The sequence below is a fragment of the Bradyrhizobium huanghuaihaiense genome (assembly GCF_025200885.1).
GTDB classification, from domain to species: domain Bacteria; phylum Pseudomonadota; class Alphaproteobacteria; order Rhizobiales; family Xanthobacteraceae; genus Bradyrhizobium; species Bradyrhizobium huanghuaihaiense.
Window position 1 is genome coordinate 8,186,796 of the sequence record NZ_CP104172.1, and the last position, 16,807, is coordinate 8,203,602.

Below are 16,807 nucleotides of genomic sequence, written 5' to 3' on the forward strand. Positions count from 1 at the left end.
CTGGCGGCCGCTCGACGGACTACGATGAGCTGCTTCCGTCAGCACCGTGTCGGCCACTCGAACGCGGGAGATGCAGCATGACCAGCATAGCGACCTTAATTGATGCCGCTCGCATCGAGCTGCTGCTCAATGAGCTGCGCCTGCCCGGCATCAAGGCGATCTGGCCAAAGCTCGCCGCACAGTCGGACAAGGAAGAATGGCCTGCCGCCCGCTTCCTCGCGGCCCTTGCCGAGCACGCGGCTGCGGATCGCACCCGCGGTCGCATCGAGCGACACATGGCGGAAGCGCAGTTCCCCGCCGGCAAGACGCTCGCCACGAGGGTGCCGATGCTATCAAAGGCACAGGCGATGGCGCTCGCCGCCGGCGGCGTCTGGTTGAAGGCGGGTGCCAATCTGCTGCTGTTCGGTCCACCCGGCGGAGGCAAGACCCATTTCGGGTCAGCGATCGGCCTGGCTCTTGTCGAGAACGGTTGGCGCGTTCTCTTCGCACGCTGGTGCAGCGGCTGCAGGTGGTCGGCGCGAGCTGGCGCTGGAGTCCGCGATCGCCAAACTCGATCGCTACGACCTCCTGATCCTCGACTACATCACAAATGTGAGCAAGGATCAGGCTGAAACCGTATGGTTAAAGCTGATCGTCGCCCGTTACGAGCGACGCTCGCTGCTGATCACGGCCAATCAGCCGCGGGGGCGTATCTTCCCCGAGCCTATGACTTCATGATGCCCCTTCAGCGAACGCTTAACGCGTCGTACCCGGTTGCGAAGCTGACGGCTTTGGTCGTCTGAGAGCTCGATCTGCCATGGCTGACGACCTTTCCAGCAATCCCCGCGCGAGATAGTCGAACTCGTCTGCGGGGTTACGCCGAGCTGAGCCGCTGCGTCCTGAATTGAGAAGCTCCCATCGGGCCAGCGCATCAAATTCTTGCCACGCCGTTGATTTTGACGGTAGGAATGCCCCAGCGGGTCCGCAACAGACGGACATTCTCGCCTTTGAAGGCACAGCCTCGGGCCGCGACGAAGCCTGCCTGATGGAGTATTGCCGCAATCTCGCCATCCATTTGGTGTTCAGCGTTCAACTCGACGATCCGTTGCCGCAGTCGATCGATGTCGACCTAATCGCGGTAGGTCTGAACGCGCCGTTGAACGTGATGCTCGCTGGTTGCGCCGGTATACCAGACGATCTTGAGCCACACCTGACCTCGGGTCTGCTTCTGGTCAAGAACGACTTCACGAACGACAAATCGCAGAATGCGCTTGCGATCGGCTACCGAGGTGGTGGCTGCATTCCAAATCCGCGGCAGGTTCTCGCCGAGCGCTCCTAGCCCTGCGCGTTCCGTTGGACCAATCAAAGCGGCTCTTGCACGCGCCAACGCGCGCATGCTCCTGCTCGACCGCCTCGGCGACACGCAGTTTCTCTTCCCAAGCCCGCTCAAGGGAGCGCGCCACAACACGGTTCTCGGGCTCTACGGCGTCGTACTGACGCCGAGCGCGCTCGGCCTCGTAGCGGGCGCGCTCCACGCGAAGCGCCCACTGGCGCTCGAGCTGACGGCTCCCCTGCTCCAGTTGGCCCGCGGCCGCGAGTGCGATCTCAATCTGATCCGGCACCAGGGCATCGAGGACCATCCGCTCGACCAGCGCGTCAACCGCCAAGGCGCGCGGACTCCCTGACACAGTGCACTGCCTTGCTGGTCCCGATCCGAGCGGCAGCAATAGACCGGATAGTCGGCATTCGGGCCCGTCTAACGCATGCTCATGCGCCGTCCACAACGACCGCAGACCCGAATTCCTTGTAACATAGGCCGGATTCTGAAGGATATTGAGGACGCGTGGACTATCTGGCACACGCCAGACGATCTCGTGTGGAGATGGTCCAAGCAGCCAGCGACGGTCGAGCTGATCGGTACGACCCAGGCGCGCGCTCCCCTTCCGGGCGTGCCGGGGATCGCTTGCATTCGCCGCATCGGCGCGGCGATTGTTTGAATGATCTGGGGTTTGCATCGCGGTCGACAGATTCGGCCAGAGGCGCGGAATGTCGGCCGTCGGACGGCCGGGCGGATTTGCCAACGTTGGCAGGGGTCGATACCCGACGCGACCTCGGGGCAGGTCGATGGGTCATCGCGAACCACCTTCTCCTCGAGAAGGCTCAGACTCGCGCTCAAATGTTGCATCAGTGGGATCAGCGTACGTACACTGATGCGCGACAGATCGGCGGCGTTCGGGCAGGAAGCGATCGACATCTCGGCAAGGTCCGTCGACGCGATCCGAACCGCCCGCGGCCGGCCGTCCGGCAGCGCGACAATGACGTAGGCGGGACCGCGTCACCTTTTCGCCGTCGCCATGCCGATGTTCGCGGTTTTTGCAGCAAGGCGGAGGGGATATTGAGTTGGGGACTTTTAGAAACAGATTCGCTGCTTCGTACCAACTCCCGACTTTGCCGATGCAACCCCACAATTGTCCGTGACTCAAACCTTGGAGGGCGCAGCAACTTACTTGAGACAATTCATCCCGATGATCATATTGACATCACTCAGACTCATACGCCCGATCTGCGCTGCAGCCCTCGTCGCCAGCACGTCATCCGTCCTTGCCTGGGGTCAACTAGGTCATTCTGTCATTGCAGAGCTGGCGCAGCGGCGCTCAAGTCCTGCCGCGCAAGCCAAGCTCAGGGATTTGATCGGAGATACCTCTCCGGCCGCGATCTCAAATTGAGCCGATGACTTCAAATTCACGCCAGAACGGAACAACACCTATCGGTGGCACTTCGTCGATATCAACATCGAACGTTCGGGCTACGACGCCGCTTTCGATTGCAACGACGTTAACAACCAGGGTGCCTGCATCGTCCAAGGCTTGCCCGCCGCCCTTGCGATTTTGAAGGACAATTCTCGCTCCAAGGGAAGACAGATTGCGCGCGCTCAAATTCGTTATCTGGAGATCTGGAGCAGCAATTGCATGCAAGCGAACGCAATCGCGATCAAGGCGGCAATAAACTGCATGTCGTCTTGCATGCCAGGCGCTCCGACGGCACGGCGTACACACGGGCATCAACATTCCACAGCATGTGGGACGACTCCCTGATCGACCTGCAGGCATATTCGTGGGGCAGTTACGCGGACGCGCTCGATGCCAATCCGCTACCGGCCGTGGAAGCGCCGCCATATGACGAAGCACGCATCGCCGCGTGGGTCAACGATACCCACGCTGTCGGACTAAGGGCTTATCAGCTTCTGCCGCCAGGAACGCCCGACCACAACGACACGAGCCATCCCGTGGACATTAGCAACGATTACGCTGTAGCCATAAAAGTGGACTTGGATACTGAGTTGGCAAAAGGGGCAGCGCGCCTCAAAGCCATTCTCGATGATGCGCTCGGAGGGTCGTAGGTGGACTTTCCTGAAGCATCTGGCGCTACCGCATTGTGCACACTTGAACGAAGTCGATATGCGGCAATCGCCTTCTCGGCATTGGCTCGCAACTCATGATTTATGTTCACCGCTCTTAACTGTTGGAGCTGGCCCGGATATCACGAGAATGATGTCCGTTGCACCCATAGCTGCTATCGAGCGAGTGGAACGGCCGTTTCTCGCTTAGCTCTTGCGCTAGCGTTCGCTGAGGATGATTGAAGTTATACTATGGCTAACCGATCGACGCGTAGCGGGTCGGCGTCGTAAGCCGACGATCAAGCGTCGGATACGACCGGGCGCGTCGGCCAAAAAGTCATGGGCGGTGCGCACGTCGCTGGCTTTGTTCCGCAAGGGAACGCCGGGACGGCCGAGAAAATGACGAGGGCATGGCTGACCGCGGCGCGAGGGCCGATCGCAAGCCCGTTGGGCCCCCCTTCACCGCTCGCCCTGAGCGATGTACTTCACGGTCGCGTCGATCGCCGCCTCACCCGGCCAGCCGGCTTTAGCCAAGTCAGCCAGCATCGCTTTTCAGAAGCCCCAATCGACTCCTCAAGCAGAACTCATTACCAGGGAATGTTAGCGGGATAGAGGTCTCATGCTTGCCGAGATCCTGGTTCGACGTTCAATCCGTGGCCGAATCGGGCCGCGGACCTCTGCATAGGCGAGGCTGGCACCGCTGGTGTGTTGGCGGCTTGCCTGCAAACGCTCGGTACTTGGCGATCGAAGATCATCGGCCACACAACGTCGGTTTCTGTTTTTCGTACGAAGCGGGTAGAGCCGCAAGCATCCGATGGCTCCCCTGCGATGTTGCAGGTTTTTGCCTTTGTAGCTTGGACAAGAGGTCGGCTCAGTTGTGGCGAGCGGATCGGCGAGCGCTGCTACGCGGCGCTCTCCGATATATCGACCGAGTTCGAGCCAGTAATCACAAGCTCGTTGTGGGCCAAGTGCGTTGCCGCGAATCGTCGCTCAGGCAACTCTTGCAGTGGATGAATCGCGTCGAGGCGAACGTCGTTGCCGACGATCCAACCGCGATGGCGCTGGAGGGCACGCTTGCGCTCGCCGGCTGGCCAAGCCATGCAATGGCAATTTGAGCCGGGGGCCGATCTCTGCAAAACCGGCCTTGAGGTACAATGCCGACTTGGGGCTGCGGCTCCACATCGGCTGATTAGGCGCTCCCACCTCAAGCTGGCCCCAGCCTTTCTTCGTCCCCAGGGCCGCCGCGGCCTCAATGAGGCGCATTGCAACGCCCGACGACCGTTGATCCGGCACGACATAGAGCTCGGTAATTATGCCGTAGGTTCCTCGCGCAAAAAGGGCAGCGCCCTCTGATAACATGATGATGCCGACTGGGCATTCCTCTGAAAAAGCGAGAAGGCCTGAGACGCGCTCCTTCATCGCAAGGAGATCGGCGACCAGCTGCTCATCTAGTGCTGACTGCGTGTGGCCAGCCCCAAGTTCGGCAAGCAGAGCAGCAACCATCCGGGTCACCGTTGTGGCGTCATCGACAGACACTTCACGTGTGGTCACCATGTCAAATCCTCCTTCAAACTCACTACGTAGCTCAGCCGCTGCGTCAACGCGGGAAAAGCTGCCGCGGTAATCGCCCAGACAGATATGCTGTCATGTTGAACGTCGGATGACGCCTTGCTTCACACCATCGAGAGGCGACGACCTATTCGCTCAACTCCTCGCCAACACCATCGCCCGGAGAGCGGAGGAGCGTGGCTGCGCAATAGCCTCGCGACCTGCAATTTCAACACGCGGGGACGCAGCGATTGGATCAAACAATAGGCCCCCCATCGCACGAGCGCTCAGACGTGCATCGTCCAGCGATAATGCGTTGGTCGAAAAGATCATTCCAGATCAGCGCGCTCAGTTCTCGCAAGCACGATCAGCTAATCAATAGTCGCAAAGAACGATCGATCGCGCGAGTCGAAGACGAACTATATTCCATCGCAATTGGAAAACTTGCGTTCTTAAATCGATGGCGCACGGATCATTTGTCGTCGCGTTATGCTATTCGAACCGACAACTCACGGTCTCGATCAAAGTTTCCCGGCACTGATGATCCCGTGCACGCCTCTCTTTTGCGGGCCACTTCTCCAGTCGCCCGAAGATCTTATCTCGATCCCGCGATGCTAGGTTAGTCGTATGACTGTAGCCCCCTCCTCTCGCGCCGATGCGGGGCAAACACGAGCTACCCGGGCAATTCGGAATAATCTTGCGGTGATCCACACCCGGCAATCGCGACCATTTGCACCATGCCTTCCCAAATTTGTCGCAGTCAGTCAATCGGCTATTACCTTCCAACTCGAGTACGCTTTCTGTGCAAGAAAATGATCATAAAAGAAGACATGGGCAATTTATCGAAGCTGACGAACTTATCGTGCGCCGCTCTGCTCATCCTGGCGCGTGGCTAGACGGGACATTTCGTCTCGACTTAGGGTCCGCAAGCACCACAGATCCATCGACATGGTTTCTCGACGTAGGTGCTTGCGCATTTTTGCAGCGGCTGCATAGGACGCGAGCCAACGTCTGCCTGGACTACCTTGGCCGGGCCTTGCTCGCTGCCTTTATCTTTGCGTTGGTTGTCGGCGTGTGCTGACCCCGTTCGGGTGAAGGTCCGAGCGTTTGAATGCCACAGCTCAGGGGGCATTTGCATCTCGGCGATCATCGTGAGCCACCCAGCCCCCTCTCGAACCGTGATGATGGCGACCAAGCGGAGTGCGCGCGGTTTTTCTTCGCTCCATTGCTCTATTACGAGAGATTTATGCACTGCTGATGCAGTAACCTAGCAATTGCTGAGAGCCCGGCACTCTCAAACAAGGATGCAAGTGGCGTTGCAGTGAATGATCCATCTACGCTCAAAGCTGGCCAAATGCGAGAACTCGCCGAGAATCTGAATTCCCAGCTAAATCGACGGGCTCAAGCTTTGTGCGACCGTGCCTTATGATGTCAAACTACAGTGCGATCGCCCCTTTTTCGAGAACGACGCCCAAAACCGAAGGACGAGCATTACCTGACCCCGGCCAGAAGCTCCGCGTCATCGTGCCTCCTGACGCTCGGACTTCTAGTTCCAGGCACGGCAAGGGCTGATATGAGCCAGGCACGCAAGCCCGAGACGTTTGTCGCCGACGGCATCACCGTCCCGCTCCGCCATGCTACCTTTCGTCGCGTCTGGCTGGCGGGCCTTCTCTCAAACATGGGGGCTCTGATTCGGAGCGTCGGGGCTGCGTGGGCAATGACGCAAATGACCTCGTCGGCCGACATGGTCGCGCTCGTTCAGACTGCGCTGACGCTTCCGACCATGCTGATTGCAATGCCAGCGGGAGCGATCGCGGACATGCATGACCGCCGAATCGTGTCGCTCATCTCGCTCGGAATCGTACTCACGGGTGCCAGTGCGCTGACAGCGCTTGCATGGCTCGATATGGTCACACCGCTCCTGCTGCTCGCGTTCTGCTTTGTCGTTGGCAGCGGCGTGGCGCTAATGGATCCGACGTGGCAATCTTCGATAAGTGAGCAGGTGCCGCCCGACGCCTTACCTGCCGCCGTCGCGCTGAACAGCATCAGCTACAATATCGCGCGCAGCGTCGGCCCAGCCCTCGGCGGCATCGTCGTTGCGACCGCTGGCGCAGTCGCTGCATTCGCATTAAACGCGCTGCTGTATCTACCCCTGATGCTCGCACTGCTGGTCTGGAAGCGCGTGGTCCCACCCTCGCGACTGCCGCGTGAACAGTTCAGCCGTGCCATTGTCTCCGGCATTCGATACATCACGAACTCCCCTTCCATCAAAATCGTCCTGATCCGTTCGATGGTGACCGGTGTATTTGGCGGCGCGATCATATCCCTGATGCCGATAGTTGCGCGAGATCTCCTGCACGGTGGCGCGCAGACCTATGGGCTTCTGCTGAGCGCCTTTGGCCTCGGAGCAGTAATCGGCGCACTCTATGTACCCGAAATGCGCAAGCGCTTGAGCGCCGAAGCGGCCATTCGCGCTTGCGCGCTGTCGATGGGTGGAAGCCTTCTCGCAGTGGCCTTGAGCCGAGACCTGATCTGGACAGCGGCCGCACTGGTGCTGGCGGGAGCCGTATGGATGATGGCGTGGGTGCTGTTCAACCTCGGCATACAGTTGTCAGCGCCCCGCTGGGTTGCCGGGCGCTCGCTCGCGGCTTATCAGGCAGCGGGATCGGGCGGGATTGCGATCGGTAGTTGGGGCTGGGGCAGGCTGACTGACGCGGCTGGTATCGACACTGCACTTCTGATGTCAGGCGCCCTAATGCTGCTCTCGCCCCTGATAGGGCTCTGGTTGCCGATGCCGCGCGTCGGCGCTCGGGGTCAAGAAGCCGAGCTGCTCGAGGATCCCGACGTGCAGCTGGCGTTGACCGGCCGGAGTGGCCCTTTGATTGTCGAGATCGAATATCGAGTTGCGCAGGAGGATGCGCGTGCGTTCCACAACGCGATGCTGGCAGTCCAGCTCTTCCGTCAACGCAACGGCGCCTATGGATGGTCAATAGCGCGCGACATTACCGACCCGGAATCGTGGACGGAGCGTTATCACTGCCCGACTTGGTTCGACTACCTGCGTCAGCGTAACCGAGCGACTGTATCTGAGCGCGCGCTGGAGAGGGAGGCGTCAGCGTTTCACATCGGCCCTGACCCTGTGCGGATTCGGCGCATGTTAGAGCGCCCGTTTGGATCAGTGCGCTCGAAGGAAGACAAGTCCAACCGCGAGAACGACGTTCTGCTCAATGAAAATACCCCCGGCAGGAGCCGATAGCGCCGGCCTTGTTGGAGAAGCGGTCTAGGCGCGACAATATCAATCCCCTTCCGGAGCCGGCGCAACGCTCCCCAGAGAGCTGGGCGCATCACACGTCATCTTGGGGGCGCCGTCCTAGATCGATGCCACCGTCGCGGCTTCACGGGTGAACAGATGGGGGCATCGGACAGGATGTCGATGCCCGCCAAGATCGGCCGCATGGAGACGAGTTGTGGTCTAATCTGAGATGGGGCCGGATCTACTGCCCGCCGTGGTCGGGCCGAAGAGCCCGGCTACGCGCACTTCCTGACCATCTGACCGGACCAACTCACGCCGGCTGCAGGCCGGTCCTGTCCTTGCAAGCAGTACGACGAATTGACGAGATTCCAGACGTCCGTCCATCCATCTGTCCGAAGACGTGCTCCTGTCTCAGAGATTTCAGATGAGTCGGTATCGCAATTGAGCGTAGGCCGCTAATCGATTGCACTTGCACGGGTTGGCAAGCCTCAAACTGATGCCCCTCGCCCGCCTCGCAGGAAGGGTCGGCTCCAGCTGCGAAGGAAGATCAATAACTGAATTACGCGAGCGCGAGTTGATATCCTAGTTAGGCCGCTTGCACTCTTCCGAGGAAACCATCTAGCTCGTGCTTCAGCCGATAGCTTTCCTCGGACAGCAATTCGGCGGACCTCAGCACCTGCATCAAAGCCCCGCCGCTTTCTTGGCGCGATCGGTGACATCACTGGCGCTTTCGGCTACCTGACTAGTCCTGACAGCAGCTTCCTGCAAATTGAAGTCTTCTGCTTCGCGATCGAGGCGACGACGCCTTTGGCGATCTCCGAAATACGAGCGATGATAACGCCTGTTTCGGTAATTGCGCCGACCGCTTCGAGTGTCGCTGTCTGAATGCCTTCAATTTGCTCACGGATCTCAACAGTCGCATGCGCAGTTTGCGTCGCGAGAGATTTCACTTCCTGGGCGACAACCGCAAAACCTCTGCCGCGATCCCCGCGTGCGCCTTCGATCGTCGCATTCAATGCGAGCAAATTGGTCTGCCGGGCGATCGCTGCGATTAGCTGGACGACGCTGCCCATCCGCTCGGCTGCGGCCGCACTTCGGTCTTGCGAACCGCGTCGCGGGCCATATCGGCCGCCACCTCAACCTGATGGCCGGCATCAGAAATCGTTGTCGCTGTTGAGGCCGCAACACGCTGGACGTTGGCGGACGCCTCTTCCGATGACGATGCAACCTGAATCGAGAGCTCTCGGCTTTGATCAGCCGAAATAGCCAGGCTTCGTGCCGACGCTTCAAGTTGCGCGGAGGCGGCCGAGACGGTATCGATCACCTGCCCCACGGCTGCTTCAAATTCTCCGGCGAACAAAGCGATCTCGGCTTTGCGCTGCTCGGCGGCAGTCTCGTCCCTTTCGGCCTTGGCGTCGAGCTCAGCCTGCACCTTCTCGCGAGCTCTCAGCTTAAAATTCTCTACTGCTTCGGCCATCTCGCCAAGCTCATCCCTCCGGCCCAGACCTGGCAGAACCACATCAAATTGCCCCTGGCCGAGCTGGCGCATCGCCGAGGCCATCAAAGCGGCTGTTTTGGCAATGCTCTGACCGAACAGGAAGGCGAGCACACCTACGAGCAGCGTTGCTAGCCCGATCCCCCCAGAGCAATTTCTGCCGAATGTCTTCCGCCCGCATTTCCGCGGCCTGCGAATAGGCGTCAGCAGCAGTCATGATTCGCACGATTGCCGGGCGAATACGGTCATAGATTTGTCCCAGATCGCTCACCTGGTCGGTCAGCGTTTGCTGCGTCATGAACGACACAAAATTGTCTTTGTAAGCGCGGGCAAGTTTGAGAATGTCAGATTTTGCTTCTGCAGGCAGGCTCGCCTTAGCAAGTTCGGCTTCGAATTCCGTCTCCAGGTTGGTCAGTTTATCCCCGTACTTATCTTCACCCCGCAAAATGAAGTCCTTTTCATGCCGACGCAGTCAGCATCAAAATCGTGAGGCGCGGCTGGTTCGCTTCGGCCAGCTGTTGCTCTACAGCGTGCACGGCCTTCCGCAACATGCCCTGAAAGCCATCATCTTCATTGAAGCCGAGGTTGCGTTGAGCTGAGACCACGTTTTGAAAGCGGGTTGCATAGAGATTGATAATCGGCTGCAGAACGCCGGCCTGCTTCGGCGGCTATCGTCCGGCAACGCGGACCCCAACTCTTGGAGGCGAGATAGGGTTGTCAACTGGTGCTCGTGATGATCGGCATGCCTCTTGATCAGCATTTCAGTCGGCTTGTGGAGGAAGTCGCTCGCGATTTGGCCGGATTCCAGGAAGCTTTGTGACAACGATACAACAAGAGCTTTCACTTCATTGCTAGCGCTGGACCAGGCTCGCATAGTTCCACGCGCCAATACATATTGCAGCCGTGACAAGGACGCCGGAAAGCCCGAGCAGCGCCATTTGCTCGCGCAGTCCAATTCGGAGTGCCGCGACGGATCGATGATCTCTGACAATCACCGGAGGCAATGCTGCTCATTCGTGTCCATTTGACATGACTTGACCCTACAGGTGGTGTCCAATTGGCGCATTAAGCGCCCATCCACGTTGAGCGAAAATCGCGTTATTTGGTTCGCGCGGTCGATAACAAGCCGCTGCGTAGTTTAAATTGATTTCGAAATCCTGAACTCGTGCGCGAAAGGCGACACGCAATAGCAGCAGAACTCGATTGCTGTCTCGATCAAGGACAACGCTCCACTTTCCGGTTCGAGGGATTTGCGTCAACCACTGAGCAACTACTGCGATCGAAGCTTCCTTTGCGCACAATACATGCGAAATTAGCATCTAAATCGCCGACAACCAGCGCGAAAAAGCGGGTATTTGGGTGCACAACTTGCGCAGCCGGACACGTCGGCGCAAGTTCTGGAGTATTCGGTGAGTGATCGATCTACTCACTTCGGTACTCCCTTCAGTCGCCCGCTTTGGGGCGTTTCCTCCCTGACTTGGCCGTGCGAAGACCTTGCACGGCCATTTTTCTTGGCTGATCGCTTCGCTGAGACTAATCGAGAGTCTAGCGTTGATGTCGAACCCCGCGTGGAAGTGCGTGGACATCAGCTACGACTGCTGAAAAAGACTCGCGCCTGGTCTGTCTGGCAGAACCGGCCGACATGAGGTCATCGAGGTCCGATTGGATTAGTCCGGAGACTACGTAGAGCTACGGCTACAGGCCCCGCGCTCAGGCTAATTTCGGATTAGGTCCATAACATCCGCTGATACGGCGAGCGGTGCTCAGGGGACTCGCAGACAAGGACGTTTGGTAACGAGCACAATATGGCGCGCCCTTTAGGAGCTGCCTGGTCCGTGGACGCAGCCGCATGCGTCACAATTTTCATCAATCCTCCGGCGACTCCTCAACTGGGATGGCAAAACCCACCTTTACGCGGTCTACTACGACCATTGTCTTGACCGCCTTAATGTTCGGGTTCGTATAGAAGAACCGCCTGGTGAACTGCTCATAATCTTCCATGGTCGCCGCGGTAATGTATAGAAGGAAGTCAGCATCGCCAGTGACGTAAAATCCATTCACGACTTCAGCAGACGATTTGATGGCCTTCTTGAATCTATCGACTATCTCCGAACTTTCCCGTTCCAGGCTCACCAGCAGGAGCATTTGAATGGGCCTACCGACCGCCTTCGGAGAAACGATCGAGATATCGGCCTCGATGATGCCTTTCGAGCGGAGCCGCTTCAGTCGTCGCTGACACGCTGTAGCGGAAAGGCCGACCATTTCCCCGATGACGTCGGAAGTCAGACGGTTGTTCTTTTGCACAATCTCGAGGATGCGGGCGTCTATTCGATCGTATCGCATATTCTGCTACCAATGAGGTGAACTTCACCGCCAAATCTCGCTGCGTTGCAGAAAATCGACCTAATAGAGACGAAATGCAACGATTTTCGACAAAAAACCTGGATAATGGCAGCCGACTAAGCGGCGCGCGATTCGGCGAAGCTAACCGGCGACAAGAGAACTCTGTGCGGACTAAGCCGAGGAGCACTCCGCCCGACCCGACGCGGAAGTTGCGCTCGATAAAACCTCATCTCTGGGATTGAGCAAGCAGCGAGAGGTCTCGCCGGGCGATCAGGTCATCGTCTAACGCGGGATCCGTGTTTGCATCAACCCCGAGCACGCAGAGGTTCGCAAGCGCGGCCCTCACGCCAATCGTCCGCGGCCCAATCGAGCCTGCGGCAAGCACGGCCGTTGCGGCATGCACCAGCACGAAGATCCATCGCTACCGCTATCGATGCTGTCCGCGGACAACTGTCTCGTTGGGAGGGTGAACAAAATCGTCCGGCCATCTCAGCTTAAGTTACGTCAGATTGGTATCCCCGTCTCGCCTCCGTCGCCCATTTAGCAGCCGTGCAGCAATATGGTGAATGCAACTCAGCAAGCGCGGACGCCCTAAACCCCGTGTTACAGCATCCTTTTGGAGGATCTTCAGCATGACCATCGACATACTGGATGTCTCAATCAGACGTGCGCGCGGCATCCCATTGTCGAGTTTCCACTTGTGGCTGAACGCACCAATTTCTGGAGGACCGCTTCAGGACGAAAATGCACGGTGCACGGTTAAGAGCGGGTGTCGCGCCTTCGCTTCGCGGTGCGACGTTGCTGCTGACGTTCATGACGCCGCCGAACCGGGTCGACAGCGAGGGATTGAGCCACCATCGGTGCCAGCCGCTCGGGAGCGACGAGCTCCGTCTCTGGCATCGCTCGCGCAAGACTCGGCCGCGCCTCCATGAATTTGAAGGTGGCACGGCCCGCATCAGTGATGCGCCATCCGCCGTTCACACGCTCAATGAGTCTCTGGGAAAAAACATCTAAGTTCGGCACACGGGCGGCCAATCTCTTCGTGCGCTCGGCCCAGCCCCGACCGCTCGTCGCTCAAATGGCCATGTCGCGCTTAACATCCAACATGGTCGCGAACCCGTCCGGATAGCTCACCAGGCTCTTGAGGACTGTGACCTGGAAATCACGTGTGTGATGACATCAACTTTGCCGACGCCTAGCGCCACATGGTCGGCGGAAGGGCGTCACGGCCGATTTGTTTGAGGCGGTCGGGCATCGTCTCGCCTCCGCTGGCCGCCTCCAGAAGCTTTGACGCAACATGCGCGCGAACATCGGTCTCGTCCCGCGAAATATCTTCACAGACTTCGTCAAGGACCGCACGCAGCAGCGCGGAAGTGGGGCCATCGAGCATTTCAAGATCTCCCCCAACCTTTCGTGAGGAGGATAGTACGTACTGGACGCTCCATAATTCAAGTGGATCAAGAACACCCGGCAACCAAATGCGGCATTCTCAGCCTCCCAGACGGCGACCTCGACCCACTCTTGCGCCCTACAGCGCGCCTTCCGGCCCGCACAGTCCGAGGCTCTCCCGAACTCCGCACGGACTAGCTGCGGTTTACATCAGCGAGCTGGCATTTTCGCGCTGCTTCTCTGGCACTTGCCGGCCGGGACGGACGGCTGCTCAGGTCGCGCGAGCTCGCACCCTAGCAGCATCGGGTTGTACTGCAGCCAGATCGTTTGCTGCTTTTCCCGTTTGCTGCGCCGGCACAAGGCATTGGCGTACGTGCCCATCCGGAGTTGATAAAGGTAGTTGGTCATGCCTTCCCCTTACGCCTCCTGAAACGAGGTGGCTTCCTCGCAAACCGCCTTCAATCTGTTCATGAAAACGCCGCGCTTGCCCCCTTCATAATAACGATCTACCGAACGTGATTAACGCATGAAGGAATGGACTAGCGCCGGAATTCGGCAATTGATCACGGATTTTCGATGAATTTCATTACGCTGACTCGTCCAGGATGATGAACACCGTCGATAAACAACTGATGCTGCGGTGACGCCAAGGTGATCCGAGTTGCGTAACGCGAGCGCGCGATGTGCGGGACCGCTTGTTCGGTATAACGCGCGACCAACGACCGTGAGAAAAGATGCCTGCGGATCTTCCAAGTCCAGCAAGTGTGGCCGGTGTTCGCTCAGCAAAGCGTCAGGGCACGGTCTGGCGGTTGATGTGGGAAATCAGAACCATCAATTTTCGCTTGGACAAGCTCCGCCAGTTTCGCGCCGATGCACTTGGTGCACCGGGCCACAGTGGCTCATCTTGATGGCTTTAATGGAGCTGGACAAGGAAAGCGGCGTTCCTATGCACGTGGTAGCGCCAATTCATCCACGTCGATCCTTCGTTCGTCACCACCCAATCAAAAGTACTGGAGAAGAAAGGCTTTTTGCGGCGCAAGCCCTCCACAAGCGATGCCCGGGTCGTCGAGATGTCGCTAACGTACAAGACTTACGAGCATCTTGCGAGTGTGACCGCACAAGAGGAAGCACTCGATAAATTTGTTTTTGGTGACCTCGCGTTTCACGAGCTGACCGATTTTGCCAAGAGAATCGTCTAGAGAAAGCTCGGCTGAGAGCCGCTCTGGAGTTCTAAAGGAACTCGCACTCGGCGTTCGTGTCCGCCGAGACTTTAGAGTGCCGCTTGCGGTATCTAGAAAGCCGAGTGAGACGAACATCGGAGCTTGCGCGAAACGAGCGATCTCTCAGCGCCACCAACGCTACGGCTTCTATCAGATCTCTGTGAGGTTTGCGGGCTCTTAAGCTTCGACGTCAGTCCAAGGCGTTTCCTTGATACCGTCGCTGCAATCACAATGCCTGATCCGTCTGAAACGTACGGAGTATTTGATTTCTATCGGCGTCATTGTTCCTCCTTTCAAGTTGACGTATGTGTGACAACCAACGATGGAATGCTGCTTACGATGCGCCAGAATTCCTTATCTTCCAACTCGATCGGCCGTCGCTCCCGTCACAGTCGATCATTCTTTTCATCTGCAACCCGTGTGGCCTGTGACGGGATGCAGTAGCGCCAATAAGCAACAACTTGTGCCATCGTGGTCAGTTTAGTCGCGAAGGCATATCCGAATGCGGGCCACAACCGAGTACCGCATCTTTCTGCCTATAGTTTCCATTTTAACGAGGTCGGCGAGCCAATGCTTCGCTTCTATTTCAGTCTTGCTGGGCAGCAAAATGTCGACGACCCCTTTGGGTTGGCATTCGAAAACGAGCTGCAGGCGTTTCGTGCGGCCGAACGATTTGCGAGGGAGCTTGCAAGTACTCAGCCTTCGCTGCGGGGCACCACTAGCGTGGTCGTTACGCGGAAAGATCGAGACGAAACGTATCTTATAGGCGTCTGATCGATATCCCGATTCAAGCCAAGCCAATTTCAAGCTCCCGCTGTGCCCGGGCGTATCGTATGCATACGACCGATGATAGGCACATCTGAGTGCGTCTGGCGAGACGTGCCATCTCAAGCTACGGGCAATCTCCTCTCCAACGCATTGTCGCAACATCGGGCCTTGGCTATGCAGGGCGCACAGAGCAGCAGCTGGACTCGAAGAGCGCTATCCGGTTCGCCCGACCTTTCGAAAGACCCCCTGTGGCCGTCGGCCCGGAGCAGCTCAGCCATCCGCTCGCGTCCTACCCTCCGCTAACGAAGATATCTGTAGCGTCTGGGCGACCGTGATTTTCGTATCCGTCCGGTGAAGCTTTCAATTACCCACAAATTCTCCTCCGACCATGGCGCCCAGCGCGATGTCGGTGAGGCGTGACAGCCCGCGCCACATGACCGTATTGCCGGGCGGCGGATCGCTGGCGCGGGCGAGGTAACCGCCGAGCCGGGCGATCTTGATCAGATAGTGCGAGAGCGTTTTCCGTCTTGCTTTTGGTTTATCGTTGACGAGGCGATCGAGCACGCCGATTTCAGTCGCAGTCAATGCGAGGGTTGGCGGCGCGTCTGGGGCGGAACGGTTGAGCATCGTCATCCAGAAGACCCGCCAACTCAGGATGCAAAAGAGCGAGATCAGATTGGTCAGACGCTGGGCGGTCCTGAGCTTCGACTCCTCAGCTTTGCAGCCCGATTTGAGGATCTTGTGGAACACCTCGATCTTCCATCTCAAACCATACCATTCCAGCTTCTCAATGGCGTCGGTGCGGGAACCAACAGGCAGGTCGGTGATCAGCTTCCAATCGATCTTCTTCCTGTTTTTCGGCGTCCCGCGCTCTTCGGCATGGATCACCGTCAGGGTCAGAGCGGGATAGCGCTTCTGCTTTCCAATCGGCGGCAGGACGCAGATCTTGCGATACCTGATCTCAAGAATGGCCTGGTCGGGATCGCCGTTGCTGTCTCTGACTTCGATGCGATGGAGCCCTTTGACGGCGACCTCGTCCATTTCGTCAGCGATCGTGTGATCCCCGTCTCCAGCCAAGCGGTCGACGCAGGTCCTGATCAGGAAATGGGTTCCGATCTCCTGTGCTGCGCAGAAGAGCTCGTAGATGTCACTCTCGCGATCACCAATATGGATGCATCGTCCCGGATGATCCAAGAGTTGCGTAGACTGCTTGAGATTTTCCAACCACCGGACGCTTTCCTTTTTCTCGATGGGAACCCGGGTCGGATTGATCTTCCTTTTAAGCGCTGCCGTCCCCTTGAATTTCTTCCGGGTCCAGAACTTAACGGCCGCCAACCCCAGCGGCACACCCTCGATTGTAACTGCGAGGCTCGAATGCATGAGGATGCCGCAAACCGTGTGAGATCTGAGGCGCC

The 16,807-nt window shown here is 58.3% G+C and carries 15 protein-coding genes and 3 pseudogenes; 7 read left to right on the forward strand and 11 right to left on the reverse strand.

Going from position 1 to position 16,807, the window contains the following annotated elements; all coding sequences use genetic code 11:
- Positions 1-77 precede the first annotated feature (77 nt).
- The 3 genes and pseudogenes from N2603_RS38425 to N2603_RS38435 form a co-directional block, all read left to right on the forward strand.
- Positions 78-705, forward strand: a pseudogene (locus tag N2603_RS38425) (ATP-binding protein); the annotation flags it as partial.
- 319 nt (positions 706-1,024) lie between these two features.
- The gene (locus tag N2603_RS38430; RefSeq protein WP_260386261.1) at positions 1,025-1,318 is read left to right on the forward strand and encodes a hypothetical protein; all 294 of its coding nucleotides are present in this window, start codon (positions 1,025-1,027) and stop codon (positions 1,316-1,318) included.
- 55 nt (positions 1,319-1,373) lie between these two features.
- The gene (locus tag N2603_RS38435) at positions 1,374-1,664 is read left to right on the forward strand and encodes a hypothetical protein (protein WP_260386262.1); all 291 of its coding nucleotides are present in this window, start codon (positions 1,374-1,376) and stop codon (positions 1,662-1,664) included.
- Between the two features lie 1,032 nt (positions 1,665-2,696).
- Here the strand turns inward: N2603_RS38435 and N2603_RS38440 are convergent.
- Positions 2,697-2,915 (reverse strand): hypothetical protein, encoded by a 219-nt coding sequence (locus N2603_RS38440; RefSeq protein ID WP_260386263.1) that lies wholly within the window; start codon positions 2,913-2,915, stop codon positions 2,697-2,699.
- A gap of 29 nt (positions 2,916-2,944) precedes the next feature.
- Here N2603_RS38440 and N2603_RS38445 point away from each other — a divergent pair, with 29 nt between their 5' ends.
- A complete protein-coding gene (locus N2603_RS38445; RefSeq protein WP_260386264.1) occupies positions 2,945-3,379 on the forward strand; it encodes a S1/P1 nuclease in 435 nt (144 codons plus the stop codon).
- Between the two features lie 294 nt (positions 3,380-3,673).
- Here the strand turns inward: N2603_RS38445 and N2603_RS38450 are convergent.
- A pseudogene (locus tag N2603_RS38450) lies at positions 3,674-3,928 on the reverse strand (IS5/IS1182 family transposase); the annotation flags it as partial.
- Between the two features lie 438 nt (positions 3,929-4,366).
- A complete protein-coding gene (locus N2603_RS38455; RefSeq protein WP_260386265.1) occupies positions 4,367-4,930 on the reverse strand; it encodes a GNAT family N-acetyltransferase in 564 nt (187 codons plus the stop codon).
- A gap of 1,567 nt (positions 4,931-6,497) precedes the next feature.
- On the opposite strand from N2603_RS38455, the gene N2603_RS38460 reads away from it, so the two are divergent.
- Entirely contained in the window at positions 6,498-8,180 is a 1,683-nt protein-coding gene (locus tag N2603_RS38460; RefSeq protein ID WP_260386266.1) for an MFS transporter, read from the forward strand.
- Between the two features lie 731 nt (positions 8,181-8,911).
- Here N2603_RS38460 and N2603_RS38465 read toward each other — a convergent pair.
- From N2603_RS38465 to N2603_RS38495, 7 genes and pseudogenes are all read right to left on the reverse strand, one after another.
- Positions 8,912-9,250 (reverse strand): methyl-accepting chemotaxis protein, encoded by a 339-nt coding sequence (locus N2603_RS38465; RefSeq protein WP_260386267.1) that lies wholly within the window; start codon positions 9,248-9,250, stop codon positions 8,912-8,914.
- The gene (locus N2603_RS38470; RefSeq protein WP_260386268.1) at positions 9,229-9,738 is read right to left on the reverse strand and encodes a HAMP domain-containing protein; all 510 of its coding nucleotides are present in this window, start codon (positions 9,736-9,738) and stop codon (positions 9,229-9,231) included. The genes N2603_RS38465 and N2603_RS38470 overlap by 22 nt, the downstream gene beginning before the upstream one ends.
- On the reverse strand, positions 9,698-10,117 hold the full coding sequence (locus tag N2603_RS38475; RefSeq protein WP_260386269.1) for a hypothetical protein: 420 nt from the start codon (positions 10,115-10,117) through the stop codon (positions 9,698-9,700). Before N2603_RS38475 ends, N2603_RS38470 begins: the two co-directional genes overlap by 41 nt.
- Positions 10,118-11,538: 1,421 nt before the next feature.
- The gene (locus N2603_RS38480; RefSeq protein WP_260386270.1) at positions 11,539-12,015 is read right to left on the reverse strand and encodes an Lrp/AsnC family transcriptional regulator; all 477 of its coding nucleotides are present in this window, start codon (positions 12,013-12,015) and stop codon (positions 11,539-11,541) included.
- A gap of 759 nt (positions 12,016-12,774) precedes the next feature.
- Positions 12,775-13,122 (reverse strand): annotated as a pseudogene (locus N2603_RS38485) (hypothetical protein).
- A gap of 88 nt (positions 13,123-13,210) precedes the next feature.
- Positions 13,211-13,405 (reverse strand): hypothetical protein, encoded by a 195-nt coding sequence (locus N2603_RS38490; protein WP_260386271.1) that lies wholly within the window; start codon positions 13,403-13,405, stop codon positions 13,211-13,213.
- Between the two features lie 209 nt (positions 13,406-13,614).
- Positions 13,615-13,812 (reverse strand): hypothetical protein, encoded by a 198-nt coding sequence (locus tag N2603_RS38495; protein ID WP_260386272.1) that lies wholly within the window; start codon positions 13,810-13,812, stop codon positions 13,615-13,617.
- A gap of 620 nt (positions 13,813-14,432) precedes the next feature.
- Here N2603_RS38495 and N2603_RS38500 point away from each other — a divergent pair.
- The gene (locus N2603_RS38500; RefSeq protein ID WP_260386273.1) at positions 14,433-14,603 is read left to right on the forward strand and encodes a hypothetical protein; all 171 of its coding nucleotides are present in this window, start codon (positions 14,433-14,435) and stop codon (positions 14,601-14,603) included.
- 591 nt (positions 14,604-15,194) lie between these two features.
- Positions 15,195-15,398, forward strand: coding sequence for a DUF6894 family protein (locus N2603_RS45055; protein ID WP_425248951.1), 204 nt, complete (start codon positions 15,195-15,197; stop codon positions 15,396-15,398).
- A gap of 354 nt (positions 15,399-15,752) precedes the next feature.
- On the opposite strand, the gene N2603_RS38505 is transcribed toward N2603_RS45055, so the two are convergent.
- Positions 15,753-16,772, reverse strand: a complete 1,020-nt coding sequence (locus N2603_RS38505; protein ID WP_260386274.1) for an IS4 family transposase — start codon at positions 16,770-16,772, stop codon at positions 15,753-15,755.
- Positions 16,773-16,807: the final 35 nt, after the last annotated feature.

Excerpts from the sequence above, each read along its gene's own strand:
- N2603_RS38430 (WP_260386261.1), top strand. The coding sequence starts at position 1,025 with ATGGAGTATTGCCGCAATCTCGCCATCCATTTGGTGTTCAGCGTTCAA.
- N2603_RS38455 (WP_260386265.1), bottom strand. The coding sequence starts at position 4,930 with ATGGTGACCACACGTGAAGTGTCTGTCGATGACGCCACAACGGTGACC.
- N2603_RS38495 (WP_260386272.1), bottom strand. The coding sequence starts at position 13,812 with ATGACCAACTACCTTTATCAACTCCGGATGGGCACGTACGCCAATGCC.
- N2603_RS38435 (WP_260386262.1), top strand. The coding sequence starts at position 1,374 with ATGCTCCTGCTCGACCGCCTCGGCGACACGCAGTTTCTCTTCCCAAGC.
- N2603_RS38470 (WP_260386268.1), bottom strand. The coding sequence starts at position 9,738 with ATGGCCTCGGCGATGCGCCAGCTCGGCCAGGGGCAATTTGATGTGGTT.
- N2603_RS38465 (WP_260386267.1), bottom strand. The coding sequence starts at position 9,250 with ATGGGCAGCGTCGTCCAGCTAATCGCAGCGATCGCCCGGCAGACCAAT.
- N2603_RS38490 (WP_260386271.1), bottom strand. The coding sequence starts at position 13,405 with ATGCTCGATGGCCCCACTTCCGCGCTGCTGCGTGCGGTCCTTGACGAA.
- N2603_RS38480 (WP_260386270.1), bottom strand. The coding sequence starts at position 12,015 with ATGCGATACGATCGAATAGACGCCCGCATCCTCGAGATTGTGCAAAAG.
- N2603_RS38505 (WP_260386274.1), bottom strand. The coding sequence starts at position 16,772 with ATGCATTCGAGCCTCGCAGTTACAATCGAGGGTGTGCCGCTGGGGTTG.
- N2603_RS45055 (WP_425248951.1), top strand. The coding sequence starts at position 15,195 with ATGCTTCGCTTCTATTTCAGTCTTGCTGGGCAGCAAAATGTCGACGAC.
- N2603_RS38460 (WP_260386266.1), top strand. The coding sequence starts at position 6,498 with ATGAGCCAGGCACGCAAGCCCGAGACGTTTGTCGCCGACGGCATCACC.